14 protein-coding genes and 1 pseudogene are annotated in these 19,988 nt (G+C 66.9%); 10 read left to right on the forward strand and 5 right to left on the reverse strand.

Features of this window, described 5'->3' with window-relative positions; genetic code table 11:
• From MBTS_RS15645 to phoB, 3 genes and pseudogenes are all read left to right on the forward strand, one after another.
• Window positions 1-249: pseudogene (locus tag MBTS_RS15645) on the forward strand (phosphate ABC transporter ATP-binding protein); the annotation flags it as partial.
• Between the two features lie 85 nt (window positions 250-334).
• A complete protein-coding gene (gene phoU / locus MBTS_RS15650) occupies window positions 335-1,060 on the forward strand; it encodes a phosphate signaling complex protein PhoU (RefSeq protein ID WP_018041941.1) in 726 nt (241 codons plus the stop codon).
• 90 nt (window positions 1,061-1,150) lie between these two features.
• Window positions 1,151-1,852, forward strand: a complete 702-nt coding sequence (gene phoB, locus MBTS_RS15655; protein WP_018041942.1) for a phosphate regulon transcriptional regulator PhoB — start codon at window positions 1,151-1,153, stop codon at window positions 1,850-1,852.
• A 162-nt stretch (window positions 1,853-2,014) separates the two neighbouring features.
• Here the strand turns inward: phoB and MBTS_RS15660 are convergent, their stop codons facing one another.
• Together MBTS_RS15660 and MBTS_RS15665 are read right to left on the reverse strand one after the other, a co-directional pair.
• On the reverse strand, window positions 2,015-4,936 hold the full coding sequence (locus MBTS_RS15660; protein WP_192215989.1) for a hypothetical protein: 2,922 nt from the start codon (window positions 4,934-4,936) through the stop codon (window positions 2,015-2,017).
• A 360-nt stretch (window positions 4,937-5,296) separates the two neighbouring features.
• Complete coding sequence (locus tag MBTS_RS15665) at window positions 5,297-5,542, reverse strand: hypothetical protein (RefSeq protein WP_056147458.1); 246 nt, start codon at window positions 5,540-5,542, stop codon at window positions 5,297-5,299.
• A gap of 205 nt (window positions 5,543-5,747) precedes the next feature.
• Between MBTS_RS15665 and MBTS_RS15670 the strand changes: the two genes are divergently transcribed.
• Complete coding sequence (locus MBTS_RS15670; protein WP_198290806.1) at window positions 5,748-5,918, forward strand: hypothetical protein; 171 nt, start codon at window positions 5,748-5,750, stop codon at window positions 5,916-5,918.
• A 135-nt stretch (window positions 5,919-6,053) separates the two neighbouring features.
• Here the strand turns inward: MBTS_RS15670 and MBTS_RS15675 are convergent, their stop codons facing one another.
• Entirely contained in the window at window positions 6,054-11,828 is a 5,775-nt protein-coding gene (locus tag MBTS_RS15675; protein ID WP_192215990.1) for a DUF3320 domain-containing protein, read from the reverse strand.
• A 307-nt stretch (window positions 11,829-12,135) separates the two neighbouring features.
• Here MBTS_RS15675 and MBTS_RS15680 point away from each other — a divergent pair, with 307 nt between their 5' ends.
• From MBTS_RS15680 to MBTS_RS15695, 4 genes are all read left to right on the forward strand, one after another.
• Window positions 12,136-12,459, forward strand: a complete 324-nt coding sequence (locus tag MBTS_RS15680) for a hypothetical protein (RefSeq protein ID WP_018041949.1) — start codon at window positions 12,136-12,138, stop codon at window positions 12,457-12,459.
• Complete coding sequence (locus MBTS_RS15685) at window positions 12,456-13,976, forward strand: PepSY-associated TM helix domain-containing protein (protein WP_210245950.1); 1,521 nt, start codon at window positions 12,456-12,458, stop codon at window positions 13,974-13,976. Before MBTS_RS15680 ends, MBTS_RS15685 begins: the two co-directional genes overlap by 4 nt.
• Window positions 13,973-14,311, forward strand: a complete 339-nt coding sequence (locus MBTS_RS15690) for a DUF3325 domain-containing protein (RefSeq protein ID WP_056161012.1) — start codon at window positions 13,973-13,975, stop codon at window positions 14,309-14,311. Before MBTS_RS15685 ends, MBTS_RS15690 begins: the two co-directional genes overlap by 4 nt.
• 75 nt (window positions 14,312-14,386) lie before the next feature.
• Entirely contained in the window at window positions 14,387-15,676 is a 1,290-nt protein-coding gene (locus MBTS_RS15695) for an ArgE/DapE family deacylase (protein ID WP_147832491.1), read from the forward strand.
• Window positions 15,677-15,750: 74 nt separating this feature from the next.
• Here MBTS_RS15695 and MBTS_RS15700 read toward each other — a convergent pair whose 3' ends face one another.
• Window positions 15,751-16,497 (reverse strand): glucose 1-dehydrogenase, encoded by a 747-nt coding sequence (locus MBTS_RS15700; protein ID WP_056147438.1) that lies wholly within the window; start codon window positions 16,495-16,497, stop codon window positions 15,751-15,753.
• 107 nt (window positions 16,498-16,604) lie between these two features.
• Here MBTS_RS15700 and MBTS_RS15705 point away from each other — a divergent pair, with 107 nt between their 5' ends.
• Together MBTS_RS15705 and typA are read left to right on the forward strand one after the other, a co-directional pair.
• Window positions 16,605-16,958 carry an ArsR/SmtB family transcription factor gene (locus MBTS_RS15705; protein WP_018041954.1) on the forward strand — a complete coding sequence of 118 codons (354 nt, stop codon included), beginning with the start codon at window positions 16,605-16,607 and terminating at the stop codon, window positions 16,956-16,958.
• A gap of 406 nt (window positions 16,959-17,364) precedes the next feature.
• Window positions 17,365-19,185 carry a translational GTPase TypA gene (gene typA, locus MBTS_RS15710; protein ID WP_018041955.1) on the forward strand — a complete coding sequence of 607 codons (1,821 nt, stop codon included), beginning with the start codon at window positions 17,365-17,367 and terminating at the stop codon, window positions 19,183-19,185.
• A 77-nt stretch (window positions 19,186-19,262) separates the two neighbouring features.
• Here typA and MBTS_RS15715 read toward each other — a convergent pair.
• The coding region (locus MBTS_RS15715) for an AMP-binding enzyme (RefSeq protein WP_192215991.1) at window positions 19,263-19,988 on the reverse strand (726 nt) is incomplete at its 5' end.

Below are 19,988 nucleotides of genomic sequence, written 5' to 3' on the forward strand. Positions count from 1 at the left end.
CTGTTCGACGAGCCGACCTCGGCCCTCGACCCGATCTCCACGGGCCGCATCGAGGAACTGATCGAGCAGCTGCGCTCCGAGTTCACGATCGTCATCGTCACGCACAACATGCAGCAGGCGGCACGCATCTCGCAGTTCACGGCGTTCATGTATCTCGGCGAGCTGGTGGAGTTCGGCCCCACCACGCGGATCTTCATGAACCCCGAGAAGCGCCAGACCCAGGACTACATCACCGGCCGCTTCGGCTGAGCCCGCCGGGGCCGCGTCCGCGGCACCGGACCCGATCCTACGCGATGCAGGCCGCCCGAGGCGGCCTCGGTCGAGGAGTGCGAGCATGCCCAACCACATCGTCAGTTCCTACGATACGGAACTGGAAAACCTGCGCCGCTCGATTTCCGAGATGGGCGGGATCGCCGAGAAGATGATGACCGATTCCGGCAACGCCCTGGTACGCCGGGACGTGCCCCTGGCCCAGGCGGTGATCGGCGCCGACAAGCGCCTCGACGCCCTCCAGCACGAGATCGAGGAGCGGGCGATCCTGCTCATCGCCAAGCGTCAGCCCCTCGCCATCGACCTGCGCGAGACGGTCTCGGCCATCCGCGTCTCGAACGATCTGGAGCGCATCGGCGACCTGTCGAAGAACGTCGCCAAGCGCGTGGTGGCCATCGCCGAGCAGATCCAGCCGCAGAAGATCGTCATCGCCGTCCAGCACATGGGCGACCTAGTGCAGGAGCAGCTGAAGGACGTCCTCGACGCCTATGCGAGCCAGGACGTGAAGGCCGCCCTCGACGTCTGGGAGCGTGACGACGCCATCGACGCGCTCTACAACTCGCTCTTCCGCGAATTGCTGACCTACATGATGGAAGACCCGCGCAACATCTCGTTCTGCACGCATCTACTGTTCTGCGCCAAGAACATCGAGCGGATCGGCGACCACACCACCAACATCGCCGAGACGATCCACTACCTCGTCACCGGCACGAACGAACTGGCCGAACAGGATCGCCCGAAGAACGACGCATCGAACTACGCCACCGTGTCGTTGCCCGCCAGCGCCTGACCGTCCCTCCGGTCGGGCCATTCCGGCACGATCGTCGCGCGGCCGTCCCGTGCGTGACGGGACGGCCGCCCTCACCCTGAAAACACCCGCATGAGTACGCGCATCCTGATCGTCGAGGACGAGGAGGCCCTCACCCTTCTCCTCCGCTACAACCTCGAGGCGGAGGGCTTCGTCGTCGACACCGCCGCCCGCGGCGACGAGGCCGATCTGCGCCTTCAGGAGCAGGTTCCCGACCTCGTCCTCCTCGACTGGATGATGCCCGGTCTCTCCGGCATCGAGTTGTGCCGCCGCATCCGCGCCCGGCGCGAGACCGAGCGGCTGCCGGTCATCATGCTGACGGCGCGCGGCGAGGAGGGCGACCGCATCCGCGGCCTCGGCACCGGCGCCGACGATTACATCGTCAAGCCGTTCTCGGTGCCGGAACTGCTCGCCCGGGTCCGCGCGCTCCTGCGCCGGGCCAAGCCGAGCCACGTGGCGGACCTGCTCATCGCCGGCAATATCGAACTCGACCGCGTCAGCCACCGCATCCGCCGCCAGGGCCGCGAGATCCATCTCGGCCCCACCGAGTTCAAGCTCCTCGAATTCCTGATGCAGAGCCCCGGCCGGGTGTTCTCGCGCGAGCAGCTCCTCGACGGGGTCTGGGGCCACGACGTCTATATCGACGAGCGCACGGTGGACGTGCATGTGGGCCGCCTGCGCAAGGCTATCAACCGCCCGCGCCAGAGCGACCCGATCCGCACCGTGCGCGGCTCCGGCTATTCCTTCGACGAGATGTTCTCGACGGACGAGTGAGAGCGGAGCGGTCAGTCCGAGTGACGAAAATCTGACGTTTGGTCCCCGCTCCCGGGGCTGCTTTCGACACTTGGCAGAACCCGGGCAGGGTGGCCGAGGGCTTCGACGGTCGGAATGGCCCTGGCCGAATGAGTCTCATTCGGCCAGGGCGTGTCGGGACGCTTACGCCAGCAGGAAATCGAGGTGCGTCAGCGTCGCCTTATCGTGGTTGTCGATGATGGCGAACTGGACCGCCTTGGCCGTGGTGCCGCTGCCATCGGCATCGTAGGACAGGGCACCGGTGTCGTGATCGTAGAGAATGCGGTCGTCCGCATCGATCTTGGCACCGGTCACGCTCAGGTCCTTGAACGCCGCCGCGAGGTCATCGGCCGAGAGCGCCGCGAAGATGCTCTTCGAGAGCTGGATCGTGTCGATCCCGGCCGAGAAATCGGTGATGTGGTCGATATTGGTCGCGCCGAGCTTCGTGCTGAACACGAAGGTATCCTCGCCGGCCAAACCCGTCAGCGTATCCGCCCCGAGGCCACCGTCGAGATGGTTGGCGCCGGCATTGCCCTTGAGATCATTGACGAGCGTGTTGCCGGTGGCGTTGAGGTTGCCGGTGCCGTTCAGCGTCAGGTTCTCCACGTGGGAACCCCCTAGCGAGAAGGACACCGACGCCTTGACGAGGTCGATGCCGGTGCCGTCGCTCCCCTCCACGGCTTTGTCGCGAATGTTGTCGACGATGTAGGTGTCGGAGCCGGCACCGCCGATCATCGTGTCCGCGCCCGTCTTACCGTCGAGGACGTTGACGCCGGCATTGCCCCTGAGGACGTTGTCGAGCGAGTTGCCGGTGGCGCTGAGATTCCCGGTGCCGGTGAGCGTCAGGTGTTCCACGTGGGAACCCCCGAGCGAGAAGGACACGGATGCCTTGACGAGGTCGGTGCCGGCGTCGCTCAGTTCCACGACTTTGTCGCCGATATTGTCGACGATGTAGGTGTCCGATCCCGCGCCGCCGGCCATGGTGTCGGCCCCGGCCTTGCCGTCGAGGAGGTTGGCGGCGGCATTGCCGGTGAGAGTGTTGGCGAGAGCGTTGCCGGTGCCGTTGAGTGCAGCCGTGCCGACTAGCGTGAGGGTCTCGACGTTGGCCGCCAAGGTCAAGCTGATGGACGAGCGGACGGCGTCGATGCCGCGATCGGCCGCCTCGACGACAACGTCGCCGGCATTGTCGACGACATAGGTATCATTCCCCGCATACCCGGTCATCGTGTCGGCGCCGCCCTTGCCATCGAGGAGGTTGGCGCCGTTGTTGCCGACAAGCGCCTGAGCGAACTCGTTTCCGGTGAGGTTCATCGCGCCCGTGCCCGTCGCTTTCGCCGTGGCCAGGGTCTCGATCGCCTGTCCGGCAGCGAGGACGTAGCTGACGCTCGTCTTGACGGTGTCCTGCCCGGCATCCTTCGCTTCGAAGACGCGATCGCCGGATTGATCGACGACGTAGGTGTCGTTGCCGGCCTCGCCGTACATCCGGTCCGCACCGAGATGACCGTCGATGTCGTCGTTGCCGGCGCCGCCGTGGATCGTGTTGCTCAGGACGTTGCCCGTGAGACGGTCGTTGAACCTGCTGCCTTCGAGGTTCTCGATGCTCAGGAGGCGATCCTTTTCCGCCCGGATCGTCGTTATGACGGGAGGGGGGGTTACGATGCCTCCGGGGCCCTCGCCGGGGTAAGGGTCCGGTTGGAACACGGTCACCTTTTCGGGGACGATCTCCTGCCAGCCCTGCAAATCGAGGGAGACGGTCACGCCAACGGTCGCCGACTTGTAGCTCGCCGTGTCGCTGCCGGCGCCGCCATCGAGACGGTCGTTGCCCGCGCCACCGTCGAGCACATCGTTGCCGGTGCCGCCGAGCATGATGTCGTCGCCACCCTTGCCGTAGAGGGTATCGTGGCCGTCACCATTGGCGCCGAAGACCGTATAATCGATGTTGCCACCGCCGCCCTTGAGCGTGTCGTTGCCATCACCCCCGATGAGCGTATCGTTGCCGGCGTAACCTTCCAGCGTGTTGGGCGCCTTGTCATATGTCGGGTGATCGATCTCGATTGTCCTGCCGATCGAGTCGGCGACATCGAACTTGTGCTGGCCGCTCGTCAGCTGTCGCAGGGTATCGACGGCTTTTTCAAGGTTTGTGACCCCTCTTTGTGGGTAAAAATACTCATTCAGCCAGCTGCTCTCCTTGTCGTTGAATTGTTGTTCCAGTCCGCGGCTCGTAAAAAGACTTTTTATAACGTCGTAATTTGTTATATCGCGGTCATAATAGTGTCCGGGGGCGCCTGGGATTGGTACCGCGGGCGTCAAGGCAGTGTCCATGAGTTTATGATCCGCCGATCCTTGCGCGCCGATCACGATTTCCTGCTGGTATGTTCTAAGGCCGCCCGCCTCACCGTTATCGTACCAAACATCGAGGAGGACCTTGCCATTGATTAAATAGACTTTGGCGCCGATTTTGTCCTGATCGGGTTGTTTTGCAAATTCTAAAACTTCATTCTTATACGAGGCGACTGTTTCATGGAGTGCATTGATTCCCGCATTCAGTGTCTCCTTGAAGTCACCCGATGTCGCGCCGTCTTCGATCTCGCGAATGACGTTGATCCGAGCGGCGAGCGCGGACAGGAGGGCTGGCATGACGAGCCCGGCGTCGGCACCCGGTTTCCCGGCGAACTCGATCGCCATGGAGAGCGCATCGGTCGATTTATCGATCGCCAGGGATCGATAATCAGCGTGCTTTGGATCGGAGGGGCTCGTATTCATGTATTGGTCGAGATGTGATTTTGACGCTTGAGCAAGCGACGAAATCTCCATCTTATTATCGTAATTGATACCTTCACCGAGTTGATTGATTTCCGCGAGGATTTCATCGCCTTGCCGAGAAAGCAAATCTAGCTTCTGATCCATTCCCTCAAGAAATGCCTGCGTCGGATCCTCTTCTTCGCCAAAGATCGCCTTTAACTCGCTTGGAATTTCGAGGCCGGGAATCATGCCAATCAAATTGACGGCTGTATTTGCAATTGTCAGAACATCGCCGAAATAGCCAAGCGTCTTTCCGTTGCCCATTGTAAGTTTCCCCTCGGTAAAAAATTCTAAGGGCAATTGACCATTTTTCGACCTTTCGCATAGGGGCGGACGCTATCCAGGTGACCGAAACCCTTGGCGCAGCGTCTCATCGCGTCGCGTCTTGCTACGATGTTGCTGTTTAGTCTGTCCCCGCGCCGGCGAGATGCACGAGCGTCGGCTTTGAAAACTTCCGCAATCGGATGTCTCAGGATTCTCGCGTCGGAGGCGAAACGTCGGCTTCGGGCCGAAACGTCAGCGTCCCCTCGCCACCCGGCTCTGACCCTCAGGTCGGGACCATCCGCCGGATTCCGACGACTGGAGGGCGCGGGGGAGGGCGGAAGGCTTCGAGTCGACGCCGGCTCAGCGGTCGAAGCGGCGCATCGAACGGCTGTCCCGCTCGGCGTTGCGCCGGGTCCTGTCATCCGCTCTGGCCCGGTCGCGCTGGACCGTCTCCATACGCCGGAGCGTCTCCGTCTGCTCGCGGTGCGCCCGCGCCAGGTCGCTCACCGCGTTCATCGCCCGCACCCGGTTCGCATCCTGTGCTCGTGCGTCGAAGGACCATGCCGCGAGCAGAAGGGCGAGGACGGCCGAGGTGGGGCGGGGCATCGGGCTGGGACCTTAGGGCAGGAGAAGGGTGGATCGGGCGTGCTGCCCGACATGCATCATAGTGCGTGAAATGCAGGGCTTCGCGGGATAGTGTGCATTCCATGCGCGGGCTGCATGAGTGGTATTTGGCGTTTGGTATACCAGCAAGGCGGGGAGGCTGTCATACATGCTGCAACGCAAACGCATCGCCACGAGGAACACCGATATGACCGCTCTCATTCTCACCGCCGTCGCCGTCGCCGCTGCCGCCAACATCTCCCTGGTGGCCTTCGTCGCCGATCGCCTGACCCCCACGACCAGCACCTCCACCGTCACGGCCGGTGAGCTCGTCCTCGTGAATGACAACGCTCCCGAAGCCCTGAAGCTCGCAGCCTGATCCACGTCGCACGGCTTCAAAGTCACCGCCATCGGCCCCGCCTTACCAGGCGGGGCTTTTTCACGTCGCGTACCGCCATATACCCCGGCGCATGGCGGTCGAAAGGGGGGTCGCGTGGCGGTCGATCCGCCCGTCTCATCCGACGGGTTTCGGGGCCGGCGCTTCGCTCTCCCGCGCGAGCGAGGCGGCCTCGGCGAACCGGGCGCGGACCGCCTCGCTCATCCGGCCGAGGCCCAGCTGCGCGGCCATCCGCCCCTCGACGCCGGGTGCCGGATCGAGGTCGCGGGCGAGGCCTGCGAGCTCCTGGAGCGGGATGTCGGCGGGGGCTCGCCCCTCTCCTTTAGCCGGCCGGAACCTCACCGGCCCGGCAGGGGAGGCCTCCGGCCAGAGCACGATGCGGTCGCCCTCGCCGGTATGGGGGCAGCGGGGATCGACGGCCCCCAGGGCGCGCTGGCGCAGGCGGGCCGTGATCCGCGAGAACCCATGGGCGCGCAGGAGGCGCTCGGCGAGAACGTCAGCGAAAACAGGACCTTCGCGCGCGACCACCTCGCTCGCCATCGCCGCCAGCGTGGCCTCGTAACCCACCTCGTGGAACCGCGCGGCATCGGGAGAGAAGCCCGACAGGTCGGCGGGTTCATAGAGGCCGGGGGGCTCCACCTGCGGGATTTCGGGGGCGGCCGGCGCGATCACGACCGGCTCCGGCTTCGCCCTGTCGGCGTCGAGATCGGCCCGCAACGCCGTGTCGAGCCGGTCGAGGGCGCCTTGCGGATCGTTCCACCAATCGGTGCTCCAGACCCGGTGGATGCGCCATCCGAGGTCGGTGAGCACCCATTCGCGCAGACGGTCCCTGTCCCGCGCCGTCGCCGCCCGGTGATAGGTCGCCCCGTCGCATTCGACGCCCGCGAGGTAGCGCCCCGGAGCGTCGGGATGGACGATGCCGAGGTCGATCCGAAAGGCGGAAACGCCCACTTGCGGCACGATTCTCCACCCCCGCGCGGCCAAGGCCGCCATCACCGCGCCCTCGAACGGCGATTCGACGTCTCCCCCCGTCGGCGCGGCCGCCGTTTCGAGGGCGCGGGCGCCGTGTTCGGCAAAGGCGAGGAAGTGCTTGAAATCGCGCACGCCGCGGGCGCTGCCACGGCCGAGATCCACCTGATCGGCCCGCATCGACGCGAAGACCACGAGCTCCCGCCGGGCGCGGGTGATCGCCACGTTGAGGCGCCGGTGGCCGCCCTCGCGATTGAGCGAGCTGATCTGACCGGTGATTCGGCCCGTCGCGTCGGGACCCGCCGCCACCGAGAACAGGATCGCATCGCGCTCGTCGCCCTGCACGGTCTCGAGATTCTTCACGAAGACCGGCTCTTTCCAGGCCCGCCCGTCGAAGAACCGCTCCAGCTCCGGCCTTCCCCGCCGCTCGGCATCGAGCAGATTCTCGATCAGGCGCTGCTGCTCGCCGTTGAAGGTGACGATGCCCAGCGAGCGCTCCTCCGCCGCGAAGGCGGGGTCCGAGAGACGGGCGACCACCTCCGCCACCAGGGCGCGCGCTTCGGGCCGGTTCACGCGCGCCCCGCCGCGCTCGTAGACCCCATCGGCCACGTGCTGGAGCCGCACCGCCCGGTCCTCGGTGACGGGGGAGGGGAAGGTGACGAGCCCGCCGCGATAATAGTGACGGTTGGAGAAGGCGATGAGGCTCTCGTGCCGGCTTCTGTAGTGCCAGGCGAGGCGCCTCTGCGGCAGGTTCGCCGCCAGGCACTCGTCGAGGATGCTCTCCTGATCGGCGATGTCGAGACCGTCCGAAATCTCGTCGACGCCGCGATCGCCCACATTGGTGGGCGGCAATTGTTCGGGATCGCCGACGATGACCACCTGCCGGCCCCGCGCGATGGCGCCGATGGCGTCCCAGGGGGCGATCTGCGAGGCCTCGTCGAAGATGACGATGTCGAAGGGCTTCGCCTCGGCCGGCCAGTATTGGGCGATGGAGAGCGGGCTCATCATCAGGCAGGGGGTCAGGCGGGTCAGCGCGTTCGGCATCCGCGCGAAGAGCTGGCGCAGGGGCATGTGCCTGGCGCGCTTGGTGATTTCGCGCGCCAGGGTACCCCATTCGGGATCGGTGCCGAAGGCGCCGGCGAGCGGCACGTCGCCGCCGATGCGGGCACGCACCGCCGCCCCGGCGAGGCCGGAGAGCCGGGAATCGGCTTCGCCGAAGCCCCGGATCGCCTCTTCGTGGCGCTGGCCCATGAAATCGCGCAGGCGGACGTCGTCGGTGACGGCATGGTCGATCCACCAGCGCGCATAGGCGCCCTCGAAGGCCGGGAGGATGGCGTCGTCCTGCAGCGTTCCCGCCTCGATCTCGGCGACCAGAGGACCGAGGCCCGCCTTCGTCGCCTCGCTCACCGCCCTCTGCCAGCTGGCCCAGGCCTGCGCCTTGGGCAGCGCCCTGCGCCAGCGTTCCGCCACCGCGAGGGTGCCGGCCACCCAATCGCCCTCCGTCTCCACCGGGCGGTCGGGCTTGGCCCTGCCGGCCAGACGCCCGAGCGTCTCGATCGCCTTCACGGCCGCGCTTCTCCGCGTCGTGAAATCCTCCTTTGCCAAGGCCAGGCTGTCGCCAGGTTCGAGCCTGCCATCCTCGGTGTCGAGGAACTCGGCGAGCCTCGCGCGGACGATGTCCGGGCCTCCGACGAGCGGCGCAATGGTGGTGATGACCGGTGCGAGCCGCGTCGCCCAGGCCATCGGAGCGGTGAACAGGTCGGCGGGGGCCGCCGGATCCGACCACGGATGTCCGAGTTCCGCGGTGGCGCTCTCCAGAACCTCCGCCAGAGCGGGTCTTGTCGCCTGCAGGGACTTGATCTCGGCGAGGGTGACGAGGTCCGGCCCGATATCCTCCGGTACGCGCCCTTGCGCGAAGGGGGCGAGGAGGTCGCGAACTCGGCTCAGACGCCGCCCCCGCAGGAAGAAGTTCGAGGCTTTCGCCTCGCGCCACTCGGCCAGCAGGCGGTCGAGGTCGCTGCCGAACACCGAGGGGGCGTAGGGGACGAAGAGCCGGGTGGTCAGCCGGGCGAGCGCGTCCTGTCGGGTGCGGCGGGCCTCGACGGCCTGGCGCAAGGCCGCGCCTCCGGGGCCGAGGAAGCGCAGGCCCATCCGCGCCTCCAGCCGGAACAGGGCGGCGGCGAGGGAGGAGAGCGCGCGCAGGCCGTCATAGGTCCGGCCGAGGGGCGTCAGGCCCATCGCCTCGGCGAGACGCTGGCCGGATGTCGCGAAGTCCGGCAGGGTGCGGGCGAGTTCGGGAACAGCCTGCTCCATCTCGGCCCGCCACAGGGGCGACCATGCGATGGCACCGATGCCCCGGAGGGGATGGTTCGCGATGTCCCCGACGATGGGGCGAAGGGCGGCAAGCTCACCGCACTGGGCCCGCAGGCCATCCCGGTGGCCGGGCGCGGAGGTCGCGTCCTTCGGCCAGAGGAGGCTGAGCCCGTCCCGGCCGGCTTGCCTGTCGGCGATGACCCGCGCCATGGCCGAATGGGCGCTGAGGCCGTTCGCCCGTGTGGCGTGCAGGCTCTCCACCACACCGTTCAGGCCCTCCCGGCGGCGCTGGAGATCGGTGGCCGCCTCGTCCCAGGGGACGGGCTCGCCGCTCCTCGCGGCCCAGGCCTCGCGGAGTTGCGCGATGACGTGCGTCTTCTGGGCCTTGGCCGCATGGACCTCGAGGCAGCAGGCGCCCAGCCCCACCGCGTCGAGGCGCCGGCGCACCACCTCCAGGGCGGCGCTCTTCTGCGACACGAACAGCATCGTGCGCCCGAGCGCCAGGCACTGCGCGATCATGTTGGCGATGGTCTGGCTCTTGCCGGTGCCGGGTGGGCCGAACAGGACGAAATCCTTGCCCGAGGCCGCCGCGAGGATCGCCGAGACCTGGGAGGAATCGGCGAGGAGCGGCGTGAATATGCCGGAGGGTGGATGCTCCGCGTCGAGGCGCTCCGGCACGGGAAAGCCAGTGCCGTCGCCGTAGGCCTGTTTCGGCGTGTCGAGGAGGTGGCGCACCACCGGGCTTCGCTTCAGGAGGTCCGTGCGCTCGCTCAGATCCTTCCACATCAGGAACTTGGTGAAGGAGAAAGCCGAGAGCACCACCTCGGTCGTGACCTCGAACCCTTTCAGGTCGCGGATATGGGTGCGCACGATCCGCCAGACGGCCTCGACGTCGATGCCGGATTCGTCGCCCGGCAAGCCCTCGGCGAAATCCGGCATGTCGAGGTCGAAATCCTGACGCAGCATCTCCAGCAGCGTCGGGTTGAGGCGCGCCTCCTCGTCGTGGCGCACCAGGCGGAAGCCGGCGCGGACGCTGGCGCGGGTCAGGGCCGCCGGCACCAGCAGCAGCGGTGCGCGGGCGGGCGGCATGCCGTTGCCCCGTGTCCAGGTGAGGAAGCCGAAGGCAAGGAACAGGACGTTGGCACCGCCCTCCTCGAAGCTCCCGCGGGCGAGCCGGAACAGGTCGGTGAGGCGAGCCTCCAGTTCCTCCGTCCCGACATCGGCGGCGATCTCGCCGCGTTCGTCGTCCAACGCGCCGAGCGGTGCCTCGGAAGGCGGACGGGCGACGAGCCGGAAGGCGCGGCCCGCCGCGAGGGCGTCTTCGAACGCACCCGGCTCAGGGCAATCGAGGGTGAGCGATCCCTTGCCCGGTTTGAAGTTGAGAAGCTTGTTCCGCAGCGTCAGATCGAGGAGCCGCAGCTTCCAGGCTTCCAGCCGGTCGCGGGGCTCGCGACGGGGTAGATCGAGGCGGGGAGCAGGGAGATCCTCGACGAAGGACGGCGGCGCGCCGAGCGCCTGGACGAGCGCCACCGCGATCTCCGGAGCCGGCGCCTGTGCGCCGGGCTCGCCCGTATCGAGGGGGGAGATGCCGGATAGCCGGGCGCGCCGCAGATCGAGGACCATCTCCAGGGAGGATTCGGCATCCGCATCGATCAGGCGCGCGCCGGCCGCCACCGCATCCGCGAAACTCCCCGGCGGATCGGCGGTGAGAATTGTGGTCTCGATCAGTATCAGTTCCTGCAGGTCGCGGCGCTTCCGCAGGGCCTGGGCGTCGTCACCGACCCTTTCCGGCAGGGTCTCGTCCACGAGCCACAGCCCGAGGAGCGCGTGATCGCGGGTGAGGATCAGGAGCGGATTGAGCCCGGCCTGTTCACAGCAGGCGGCCCAGAGCAGGGTGAGGTCGAGGCAGGTGGCGAGCCGCCGCTCCACGATCGCGGCGGGCTCGCGGACCTTCTGTCCCGACCGTTCGAAACTCGCGGGCGGCAGGATGTAGGTGATCCGCAGGGCCGCCATCGCCGCGTGGATCGCTTCCGCCATCTCCCAGGCCCTGGCCCTCCTTCCGCTGCGATAGCCGTCGAAGGCGGTGCTCCGCCTTGCCCGTTCCAGAATCGCGGCGGCGGAGCGCAGGATGCCGTCCACGGCCGGGTCGTTGGGCCTGACGAAGGCCGCGAGCAGTTCGGGCGCCGCATCCGCGCCTCCCCAATGGGAGGGCGGCAGGAGCCGCAGGTCGAACTCCTCCCGGGCGAGCTCGCCCGCCCGATCGCTCCCCTCGGCTGGAGCCGTCAACGTCAGCGTGAGGGTACAGAGCCGGCTCTCCCGTAATCCGGCGAGGACCGCTCCGTCGATCCGCAGATCCGGCGCATCGATACGTTGGAGGCCCCCAGCCCCGATTTGCTGGATCGGCAGGGTAAGGGGGCGGAACAGCGGCGGAATCGCTGAGATGTGGAGCGTCACATCGGACAGGTCGGCCTCGCCGCCATGGGTCACGGTAATGTCCCGGATGAGGGGAATCCCGTTCTGCCAGGATGCGACGCTGGCATGATCGGCGATCGTGCAGGCGAGACCGCAACGCGTGCGAGCCCCCTCCGACGCTTCGAGCGTATCGTCCATCGCGCCCGGTTCCCCGCCATTCGGCAAGGGTTCTACAGGCGTGGCGTTCGCACCCGCAAGACTCGCCCGGCGACCGCACCGAAGCTCGTCGGGCTCACGGTTTGCCTGAACTCCCGTGGTTCGGCGTACTTGGAATCGTTCCACAACATAGTGATTGCCCGGACAAGACGAGGCTTTGTATAGCGTTGTGTGATCGGCAACTCGGCCAAGATACTGGTCGTCGCGGCGTCGAGGCCATCCGTTTCGCTGGCGTTGCCTTGCCGAGCCCGCCTGCCGTTCGTTCCTCGCAAACCGGTGCTGCCTGCCGATGACGGATACGACCAAGCCGAATGCACGGCCATCGCAGGGCCGCTACCGTCTGATGGTGGCGGGCCGGACCCTCCTGGCGATCTTCGGAGGCTATGCCCTTGCGGCCATTGCCACGGCCTTCCTGTCTTTGACCTTGCCCCTCGACCGGTCGGAAGCCGTCGCCGCCGCCACCCTGGCGAGCTTCGCGATCATGGCTGGTGCGGTGATCTGGGTCTTCTCCGCCCGTACTCTCGCCCGCGCGGCGATAGGGCTGGCGCTTCCGGCTTTGTGCCTGGGGGCCGGTCTCTGGCTCGCCCTCGGCAGCGCGGTGCAGCCCGCATGAAGCAGGGGTTTCGCCAATCGATGGCGTGGCTGCACACCTGGGCGGGGCTCGTCACCGGCTGGGTGATGTTCGCCGTCTTCGTCACCGGCACCGCCACCTACTACAAGTCCGACATTTCCCTCTGGATGCGGCCCGAATTACGCGCGCAGGCGGAATACGACGTGGTCCGGGCGACCGAACTCGGGGTCGCGTATCTCAAGGTCCATGCCCCAAAGGCGATGGCTTGGTATGTGGGCGTGCCGCAGACCGACAAGCCGTATATCGGCGCCTATTGGATGGTCACGCCGGACGGCGAGTTCGGCAAGGCGCTCCTCGATCCGGATACCGGTGCGCCGACAGAGGCCCGGGCGACACAGGGCGGTGACTTCTTCTACCGCTTCCATTTCGAATTGCAGATGCTCCCGGCCCTCGGCCGCTGGATCGTCGGCATCTGCGCGATGGTCCTGCTCGTCGCCCTCATCAGCGGCATCGTCACCCATCGCCGGATCTTCGCCGATTTCTTCACCTTCCGGCGTTCGAAATCCGCCCAGCGCGGCTGGCTCGACGCGCACAACGTCACCGGCGTTCTGGCGCTGCCGTTCCACCTGATGATCACCTATACGGGCATCGTCTCGCTCGCGCTCATGTACATGCCGTGGGGAATGGTGAGCGCCTACAAGGGCGACGAGCTGCGCTTCTACGTCGAGTCCGGCCAGATGCCGGCCTGGCGCGCCGCCGAGGGCAAGCTGGCCGAGCCGGCGCCGCTCGGTCCTCTGATCCGCCGCGCCCAGGCCGAGGTGAGCGAACCGCTCGAGATGGTCTCCATCAACAATCCCGGCGACGCCAATGCCACCGTGGTGGCGGTGTTCGAGGAGCCCCATGGGCTCGCCCATCGCCATCCGCAGATCGCCTTCCACGCGGTGACCGGGGAGGTGGTCGAACGGACCGGGCCGCTGAAACCGGCGGCGCATGCCTATACGAGCTTCGTCGGCCTGCACGAGGCGCATTTCGCCGGGCCGGCCCTGCGCATCCTGTTCTTCCTGTCCGGCCTGATGGGCTGTGCCGCCATCGCCACCGGACTCGTCCTGTGGACCGTGGCGCGGGCGCCGAAAGGCGTCGTCCGTCCCGCCGCCGGCTGGCGCCTCGTTCATGCGCTCAACATCGGCACCATCCTCGGCCTACCCATCGGCATGGCGGCGCTCTTTCTCGCCAACCGCCTCGTTCCAGTGGAATGGGCCGCGAGGGAATCCTGGGAAGGCGGTGTGTTCTTCGGGATCTGGCTCCTCGCCGCACTGATGCCTCTCGCTCGCCCGCATCGCCGGGCATGGGGCGAAATGAGCTATGCCGCCGCGCTCCTGTTCCTCGCCGTTCCCTTGGTCGATTGGGTGCAGATGGGATGGCGTGCCGACTTCCTGGGCTTCGACGCCGCCATGGTGGCGCTCGCGCTGGTTTTCCTCTTCGGCGCGCGCAAGCTCGGGCGCCACGAGGGGGCGCGGAGAGAGTCCGCCCGTACCACCGGAGATTTCGTCCGAGCATGACGCCCGTTGCCGTATCCCTCACCTCACTCCTGAGCTTCTCCGGTCTCGCCTGCCTCTGCCTGAGCATGGACCGGCATGGCCGGACCCTGTTCCACGGGCGCCCTTCCCGGCGGCGGGACAGAGCGTTCCGCGTGGCGGGCTGGCTTTTCATCGCCCTGGCCTTCGCCGCGGCCGTCATCACGGCGGACTGGAATTTCGGTCCGGTGCAATGGCTCGGCTCGCTCACCGGGGCCGCGCTCATCGTCGTGGCGCTGATGTCCTATCGTCCGGCCTGGATCCGCCCGGCGGCCATCGCCGCACTTCCCCTCGCCATGGCCACCGCCTTCTTCGTCTGAGCTGGCGGCGGGTTCCAGCCCGATCGGATGGGCCTATGTGAAGGGCTATTCGACAGGCTTTCACGAGGACGATCGATGGCGCTCGACCCTGCTCTCGCGGACCGTATTGCCACCTCGGTGGAGTTGGGCTTCGCCGAGCAGGTGGCCCATATCCAGGCCCTCGTCCGGTTCGGCTCGGTCCGGGGCGCCGAGCACGCGATTCAGGACCACGTGTTCCGCTGCCTGAGGGAGCGCGGCTACGCCATGGAGCAGGTCCGTATGGACCATGCGGCCATCAGCGCGCATCCCGGCGGGGGGCGGATCACGCCGGAGCATTCCGATGCGCCCCTCGTCGTCGGCATCCACCGGCCCCGGCATGAGACCGGTCGCTCATTGATCCTCCAAGCGCATGTGGACGTCGTACCCCCCGGTCCCTTCGACCTGTGGAGCCACCCACCCTTCGATCCGGTGATACGGGGCGACTGGATGTACGGAAGGGGTGCGGCCGACATGAAGGCCGGCCACGCCGCCAACCTTTTCGCTCTCGATGCGCTGGCCCGGATCGGGCTTCAGCCGGCTGCCACCGTGACGGTCCAGTCCGTGGTCGAGGAGGAATCCACCGGCAACGGTGCTCTGATGGCCCATCTGCATGGCTACCGGGCCGATGCCGTGCTGATCCCCGAGCCCGAGGACGAGAAGCTCGTGCGCGCCAATACCGGCGTGCTGTGGTTCACGGTCGAGGTGCGGGGCACGCCTGTCCATGTCCGCGAGATGGGGGCGGGAGCCAACGCCATCGACGCGGCCTACCGGGTGATCGGGGCCCTGCGCGAACTCGAGGAATCGTGGAACGCCCGCAAGACGGGACGCCGCCATTTCGAGGGTGAAGCGCATCCGATCAACCTCAATGTCGGCCGGATCGAGGGGGGCGATTGGGCCTCGTCGGTGCCCGCCTGGTGTCGGATCGCGTGCCGGATCGCGATCTATCCGGGCGTCGGCGCTGCGGATGCGGCACGCGAGATCGAGGCGGCGGTGGCGGACTTCGCCCGGACCGACGCGTTCCTGGCGAAGACGCCGCCGGTGGTGGCATTCAACGGCTTCTTCTCGGAAGGCTACGAGCTGGACGAAGGCTCGGAGGCGGAGGCCGTGCTCGCCACCGCGCACAAGCGGGCCACGGGGACCGACCTTCGGAGCTTCATGTCGCCGAGCTATCTCGATACCCGCGTCCATGCCCTCTACGACCGGGTTCCGGCCCTCTGCTACGGGCCGATCAGCGAGAACATCCACGGTTTCGACGAGCGCGTCAGCCTCGCTTCGGTCAAGCGGATCACCACCGCGATGGCGCTGTTCGTGGCCGAATGGTGCGGGACCGAGGCGCTCGGGCGATAGGCGCCGGGCGTCGCGGCCCGTGTTCCCGGGCGTGCTCCTGGCGAGGGGGCACGCGCGGGCCGTGTTGCCTCGCGTCAGCGAATGCCGCCGCTGGCGGTGATGTTCTCGCCGGTCAACCAACGGGCATCGTCTGACGCGAGGAAGGCGACGACCTCGGCGATATCGTCCGGCTGGCCGGCCCGGCCGAGCGGTGTCTGCGCGATGAACCCCGCTTCCATATCGGAGCCGACGATGCCGGCTGTGTGGGTGCCCTCGGTCACCACGAAGCCGGGGCTGACCACGTTCACACGGATCTTGCGTGGGGCAAGCTCGTTGGCGAGGACGTCCGAGATCGCGTTCAAGGCGCCCTTGGTGCCGGCATAGACCGCCGCGCTCGGCGTATGCACATGGGTGATAGCCGAGGAGATATTGACGACGCTGCCGCCTTCCCCAAGATGCTTGGCCGCCGCCTGAGTCGCCAGCAGGACGCCGAGCACGTTGACGTCGAAGAGACGGCGATAATGCTCTTCGGTGATTTCCTCGATCGACGCGAATTCATAGACGCCGGAATTGTTGACCAGCACGTCGAGCCGGCCGAACCGCTTCACTGCTGCCTCGACCAATTCCTGTGCCTGAGCAGCCTTGGAGACGTCCGCCTGGACTGCGATGGCCTTGCCCCCGGCCGCGGTAATGTCCGCGACCACGGTTTCGGCTCCGGCCTTGCTCGATGCGTAATTGACCACGACGGCCGCACCCTCCTTCGCCAGGGCTTTGGCGATCGCCGCACCGATGCCCTTCGATCCGCCGGTCACGACAGCGACCTTTCCGTCAAGCTTCGACATGTGTGCTATCCTTCGTCGGGAACCGGCTGCCGACTGGCTGTCTTGGTCCCATAGTTCGGAACTTCGGAACTAAACGAACGAAGATCAAGTCCCCATATGGACAAATTATGAGGCCCCTGTTTCACCCCGCGATCGAGGACGTCCAGCCGCAAGCGATCCTCCACGCCCTGTCCGATCCTCGCCGCGCGGTGATCTTCGCGCGGATCAGGAGCGCGGGCTGCGTCGAGGCCTGCTCGGCCTTGTCCGCAATGGGAGACCAGATCATCCCGAAATCCTCGCTCTCGAGCCATTTCAAGGTGCTGCGCGAGGCCGGATTGATCCACTGCGAACGTCACGGCGTGGAGATGCGGAACCGCTCGCGTTGCGCCGAGGTGGAGTCTCGCTTTCCGGGTCTACTGGCAGCGATCATGGCCGCCTACGCATCGAGCATCGACGCGAGCGCGTGCGGGACAGGCGAGTAACCGCCAGGGCCTCGCCTCGCCTCGCCTCGCGAATGCCGATTTGCTCTGAGGGACGCAGGACGTCGTCCTTCGGCCTACCGGCGTTCCTCGTGTCGTCGACGCCTTCGCTCATGCCGAGCCGGAGGCGAACGGTTGCCTTAGGTTGTCCTGCTCTTGCGCGGCAGACTGCTGCGGACCGTAGGACAGTGTCACCGGCCCTCACCGTTTCCGCGCATCAAAGCGGCGGACCCGCTGCTGCGGCACGCGGGTCCGCGTGAGATGAGTGGCAGACACGCGGTCCATGCCCCTTGCCGGAACGCCCGACACCTTATATTGCGACGCGATAGCTCGATCCCGTGACCCGGCGCTGCCGGCCGCATCCCTGCGGCCCGTCGCGTGACGGGCTCTTCTCGCTGCCGGATACCTTATGAAGCTTCGCAACATCGCCATCATCGCCCACGTCGACCACGGCAAGACGACGCTCGTCGACAAGCTCCTGTCCCAGTCGGGGTCGTTCCGAGACAACCAGCGCGTCGAAGAGCGCGCGATGGATTCGAACGACCTCGAGAAGGAGCGCGGCATCACCATCCTGGCCAAGGCGACCTCGGTCGTCTGGAAGGATACCCGCGTCAACGTCGTCGACACCCCCGGCCACGCCGATTTCGGCGGCGAGGTGGAGCGTATCCTCTCGATGGTGGACGGCGTGATCGTCCTCGTCGATGCCGCCGAGGGCCCGATGCCCCAGACCAAGTTCGTGGTCGGCAAGGCCCTCAAGATCGGTCTGAAGCCGATCGTGGCGATCAACAAGGTCGACCGTCCGGACGCCCGCATCACCGAGGTGGTGAACGAGGTGTTCGACCTCTTCGCGGCCCTCGACGCCACCGACGACCAGCTCGATTTCCCGATCCTCTATGGTTCGGGCCGTGCCGGCTGGATGGCGACGTCGCCCGACGGTTCCCAGGAAGACGGCCTCGCGCCGCTCTTCGACCTCGTGCTCTCCCACGTGCCCCAGGCCAAGGTCGAAGAGGGTCCGTTCCGGATGCTCGGCACCCTGCTCGAAGCCAACCCCTTCCTTGGCCGCATCATCACCGGCCGGATCGCGTCCGGCACCGTGAAGCCGAACCAGGCCATCAAGGTCATGGATCGCACGGGCAAGCTCGTGGAGACCGGCCGCGTCTCGAAGATCCTGGCTTTCCGCGGCCTGGAGCGCGCGCCCATCGACATCGGCGAGGCGGGCGACATCGTCTCCATCGCCGGCCTCGTGAAGGGCACCGTGGCCGACACCTTCTGCGACCCGCAGGTCGAGACCCCGATCCAGGCCCAGCCGATCGATCCGCCCACCGTCACCATGTCCTTCATCGTCAACGATTCGCCCCTGGCCGGCACCGAGGGCGACAAGGTGACGAGCCGCATGATCCGTGACCGCCTGTTCAAGGAGGCCGAGGGCAACGTGACGCTCAAGATCGAGGAGGCCGCCGACAAGGATTCGTTCTTCGTCTCCGGTCGCGGCGAGTTGCAGCTGGCCATCCTGATCGAGACCATGCGCCGTGAAGGCTTCGAGATCGCCGTGTCGCGTCCTCGCGTGGTGCTCTCCAAGGACGAGAACGACAACGTCCTCGAGCCGGTCGAGGAGGTCGTGGTCGACGTGGACGAGGAATACTCGGGCGTCGTCGTGCAGAAGATGTCCGAGCGCAAGGCCGAGATGATCGAGATGCGGCCCTCGGGCGGTAGCCGCCTGCGCCTCGTTTTCCATGCGCCGACCCGTGGCCTCATCGGCTACCAGGGCGAGCTCATGACCGACACGCGCGGCACCGCGATCATGAACCGCCTGTTCAAGGCCTACGAGCCCTACAAGGGCGAGATGCCCGGCCGCCGCAACGGCGTGCTGATCTCGAACGACAAGGGCGAGGCCGTGGCCTACGCCATGTGGAACCTGGAGGATCGCGGCCCGATGATGATCGAGCCCGGCGCCAAGGTCTATCAGGGCATGATCATCGGCGAGCACAACCGCGAGAACGACCTCGAGGTGAACGTGCTCAAGGGCAAGAAGCTCACCAACATCCGCACCACCTCGAAGGACGAGGCCGTGCGCCTCACCCCTCCGATCCGCATGACCCTGGAGCGCTCGCTGGCCTGGATCCAGGACGACGAGTTGATGGAAGTCACGCCCAAGTCGATCCGCCTGCGCAAGACCTACCTCGACCCGAACGAGCGCAAGCGCTTCGAGCGCTCGGGCGGCGTCGCCTGAGGGGCGCCCACGATTTGAACCATACGAAGGCCGGGCTCATCGCCCGGCCTTTTCTTTTTTGAGCGGAGCCGGCGCCCTCACTCGGTCTTCGCCCGCTCCCGCAGCAGGTACTTCTGCACCTTGCCCGTCGAAGTCTTGGGCAACTCTCCGAACACGATGTGGCGGGGCAGCTTGTAGCCAGCCAGCCGCTCGCGGCACCAGGCGATGAGGGCGTCGGCCTCCACGCTCGCATCGGGCTTCAGCTCTACGAAGGCGACGGGAGTTTCACCCCATTTCGCGTCGGGCTTGGCCACCACGGCGGCGGCCGAGACGGCGGGGTGGCGGAACAGGGCGTCCTCCACCTCGATGGACGAAATATTCTCGCCACCCGAGATGATGATGTCCTTCGAGCGGTCCTTTAACTGGACGTAGCCGTCCGGGTGCTTGACCCCGAGGTCGCCGGAGCGGAACCAGCCGCCTTTGAAGGCGGCCTGCGTGGCGGTGGGGTTCTTCAGGTAGCCACGCATCACCACGTTGCCGCGGAACATCGCCTCGCCCATGGTCTGCCCATCGGCGGGCACCGATTCGCAGGTCTCGGGGTCGCGGATGTCGAAGCCTTCGAGAACGGGGTAGCGCACGCCCTGGCGCGCCATTTTCTCCGCACGCGCGTCCGCATCCAGGGCGTCCCAGTCCCGGTGCCAGGCATTCACGACGGCCGGGCCGTAGGTCTCGGTGAGGCCGTAGAGATGGGTGACGTCGAAGCCGGCTGCCCCCATGGCGCCGAGCACCGCCTGGGGCGGGGGCGCGGCCGCCGTCAGGAAGGC

The organism is Methylobacterium bullatum, assembly GCF_014845095.1.
In the GTDB taxonomy this organism is placed as follows: domain Bacteria; phylum Pseudomonadota; class Alphaproteobacteria; order Rhizobiales; family Beijerinckiaceae; genus Methylobacterium; species Methylobacterium bullatum.

What these genes read in the sequence shown, in the direction of transcription:
- MBTS_RS15685 (WP_210245950.1), top strand. Translation starts at nt 12,456, where the DNA reads ATGAAGCAGGGGTTTCGCCAATCGATGGCGTGGCTGCACACCTGGGCG.
- phoB (WP_018041942.1), top strand. Translation starts at nt 1,151, where the DNA reads ATGAGTACGCGCATCCTGATCGTCGAGGACGAGGAGGCCCTCACCCTT.
- MBTS_RS15695 (WP_147832491.1), top strand. Translation starts at nt 14,387, where the DNA reads ATGGCGCTCGACCCTGCTCTCGCGGACCGTATTGCCACCTCGGTGGAG.
- MBTS_RS15680 (WP_018041949.1), top strand. Translation starts at nt 12,136, where the DNA reads ATGACGGATACGACCAAGCCGAATGCACGGCCATCGCAGGGCCGCTAC.
- MBTS_RS15690 (WP_056161012.1), top strand. Translation starts at nt 13,973, where the DNA reads ATGACGCCCGTTGCCGTATCCCTCACCTCACTCCTGAGCTTCTCCGGT.
- typA (WP_018041955.1), top strand. Translation starts at nt 17,365, where the DNA reads ATGAAGCTTCGCAACATCGCCATCATCGCCCACGTCGACCACGGCAAG.
- MBTS_RS15670 (WP_198290806.1), top strand. Translation starts at nt 5,748, where the DNA reads ATGACCGCTCTCATTCTCACCGCCGTCGCCGTCGCCGCTGCCGCCAAC.
- MBTS_RS15675 (WP_192215990.1), bottom strand. Translation starts at nt 11,828, where the DNA reads ATGGACGATACGCTCGAAGCGTCGGAGGGGGCTCGCACGCGTTGCGGT.
- MBTS_RS15660 (WP_192215989.1), bottom strand. Translation starts at nt 4,936, where the DNA reads ATGGGCAACGGAAAGACGCTTGGCTATTTCGGCGATGTTCTGACAATT.
- MBTS_RS15700 (WP_056147438.1), bottom strand. Translation starts at nt 16,497, where the DNA reads ATGTCGAAGCTTGACGGAAAGGTCGCTGTCGTGACCGGCGGATCGAAG.
- MBTS_RS15705 (WP_018041954.1), top strand. Translation starts at nt 16,605, where the DNA reads ATGAGGCCCCTGTTTCACCCCGCGATCGAGGACGTCCAGCCGCAAGCG.
- MBTS_RS15665 (WP_056147458.1), bottom strand. Translation starts at nt 5,542, where the DNA reads ATGCCCCGCCCCACCTCGGCCGTCCTCGCCCTTCTGCTCGCGGCATGG.
- phoU (WP_018041941.1), top strand. Translation starts at nt 335, where the DNA reads ATGCCCAACCACATCGTCAGTTCCTACGATACGGAACTGGAAAACCTG.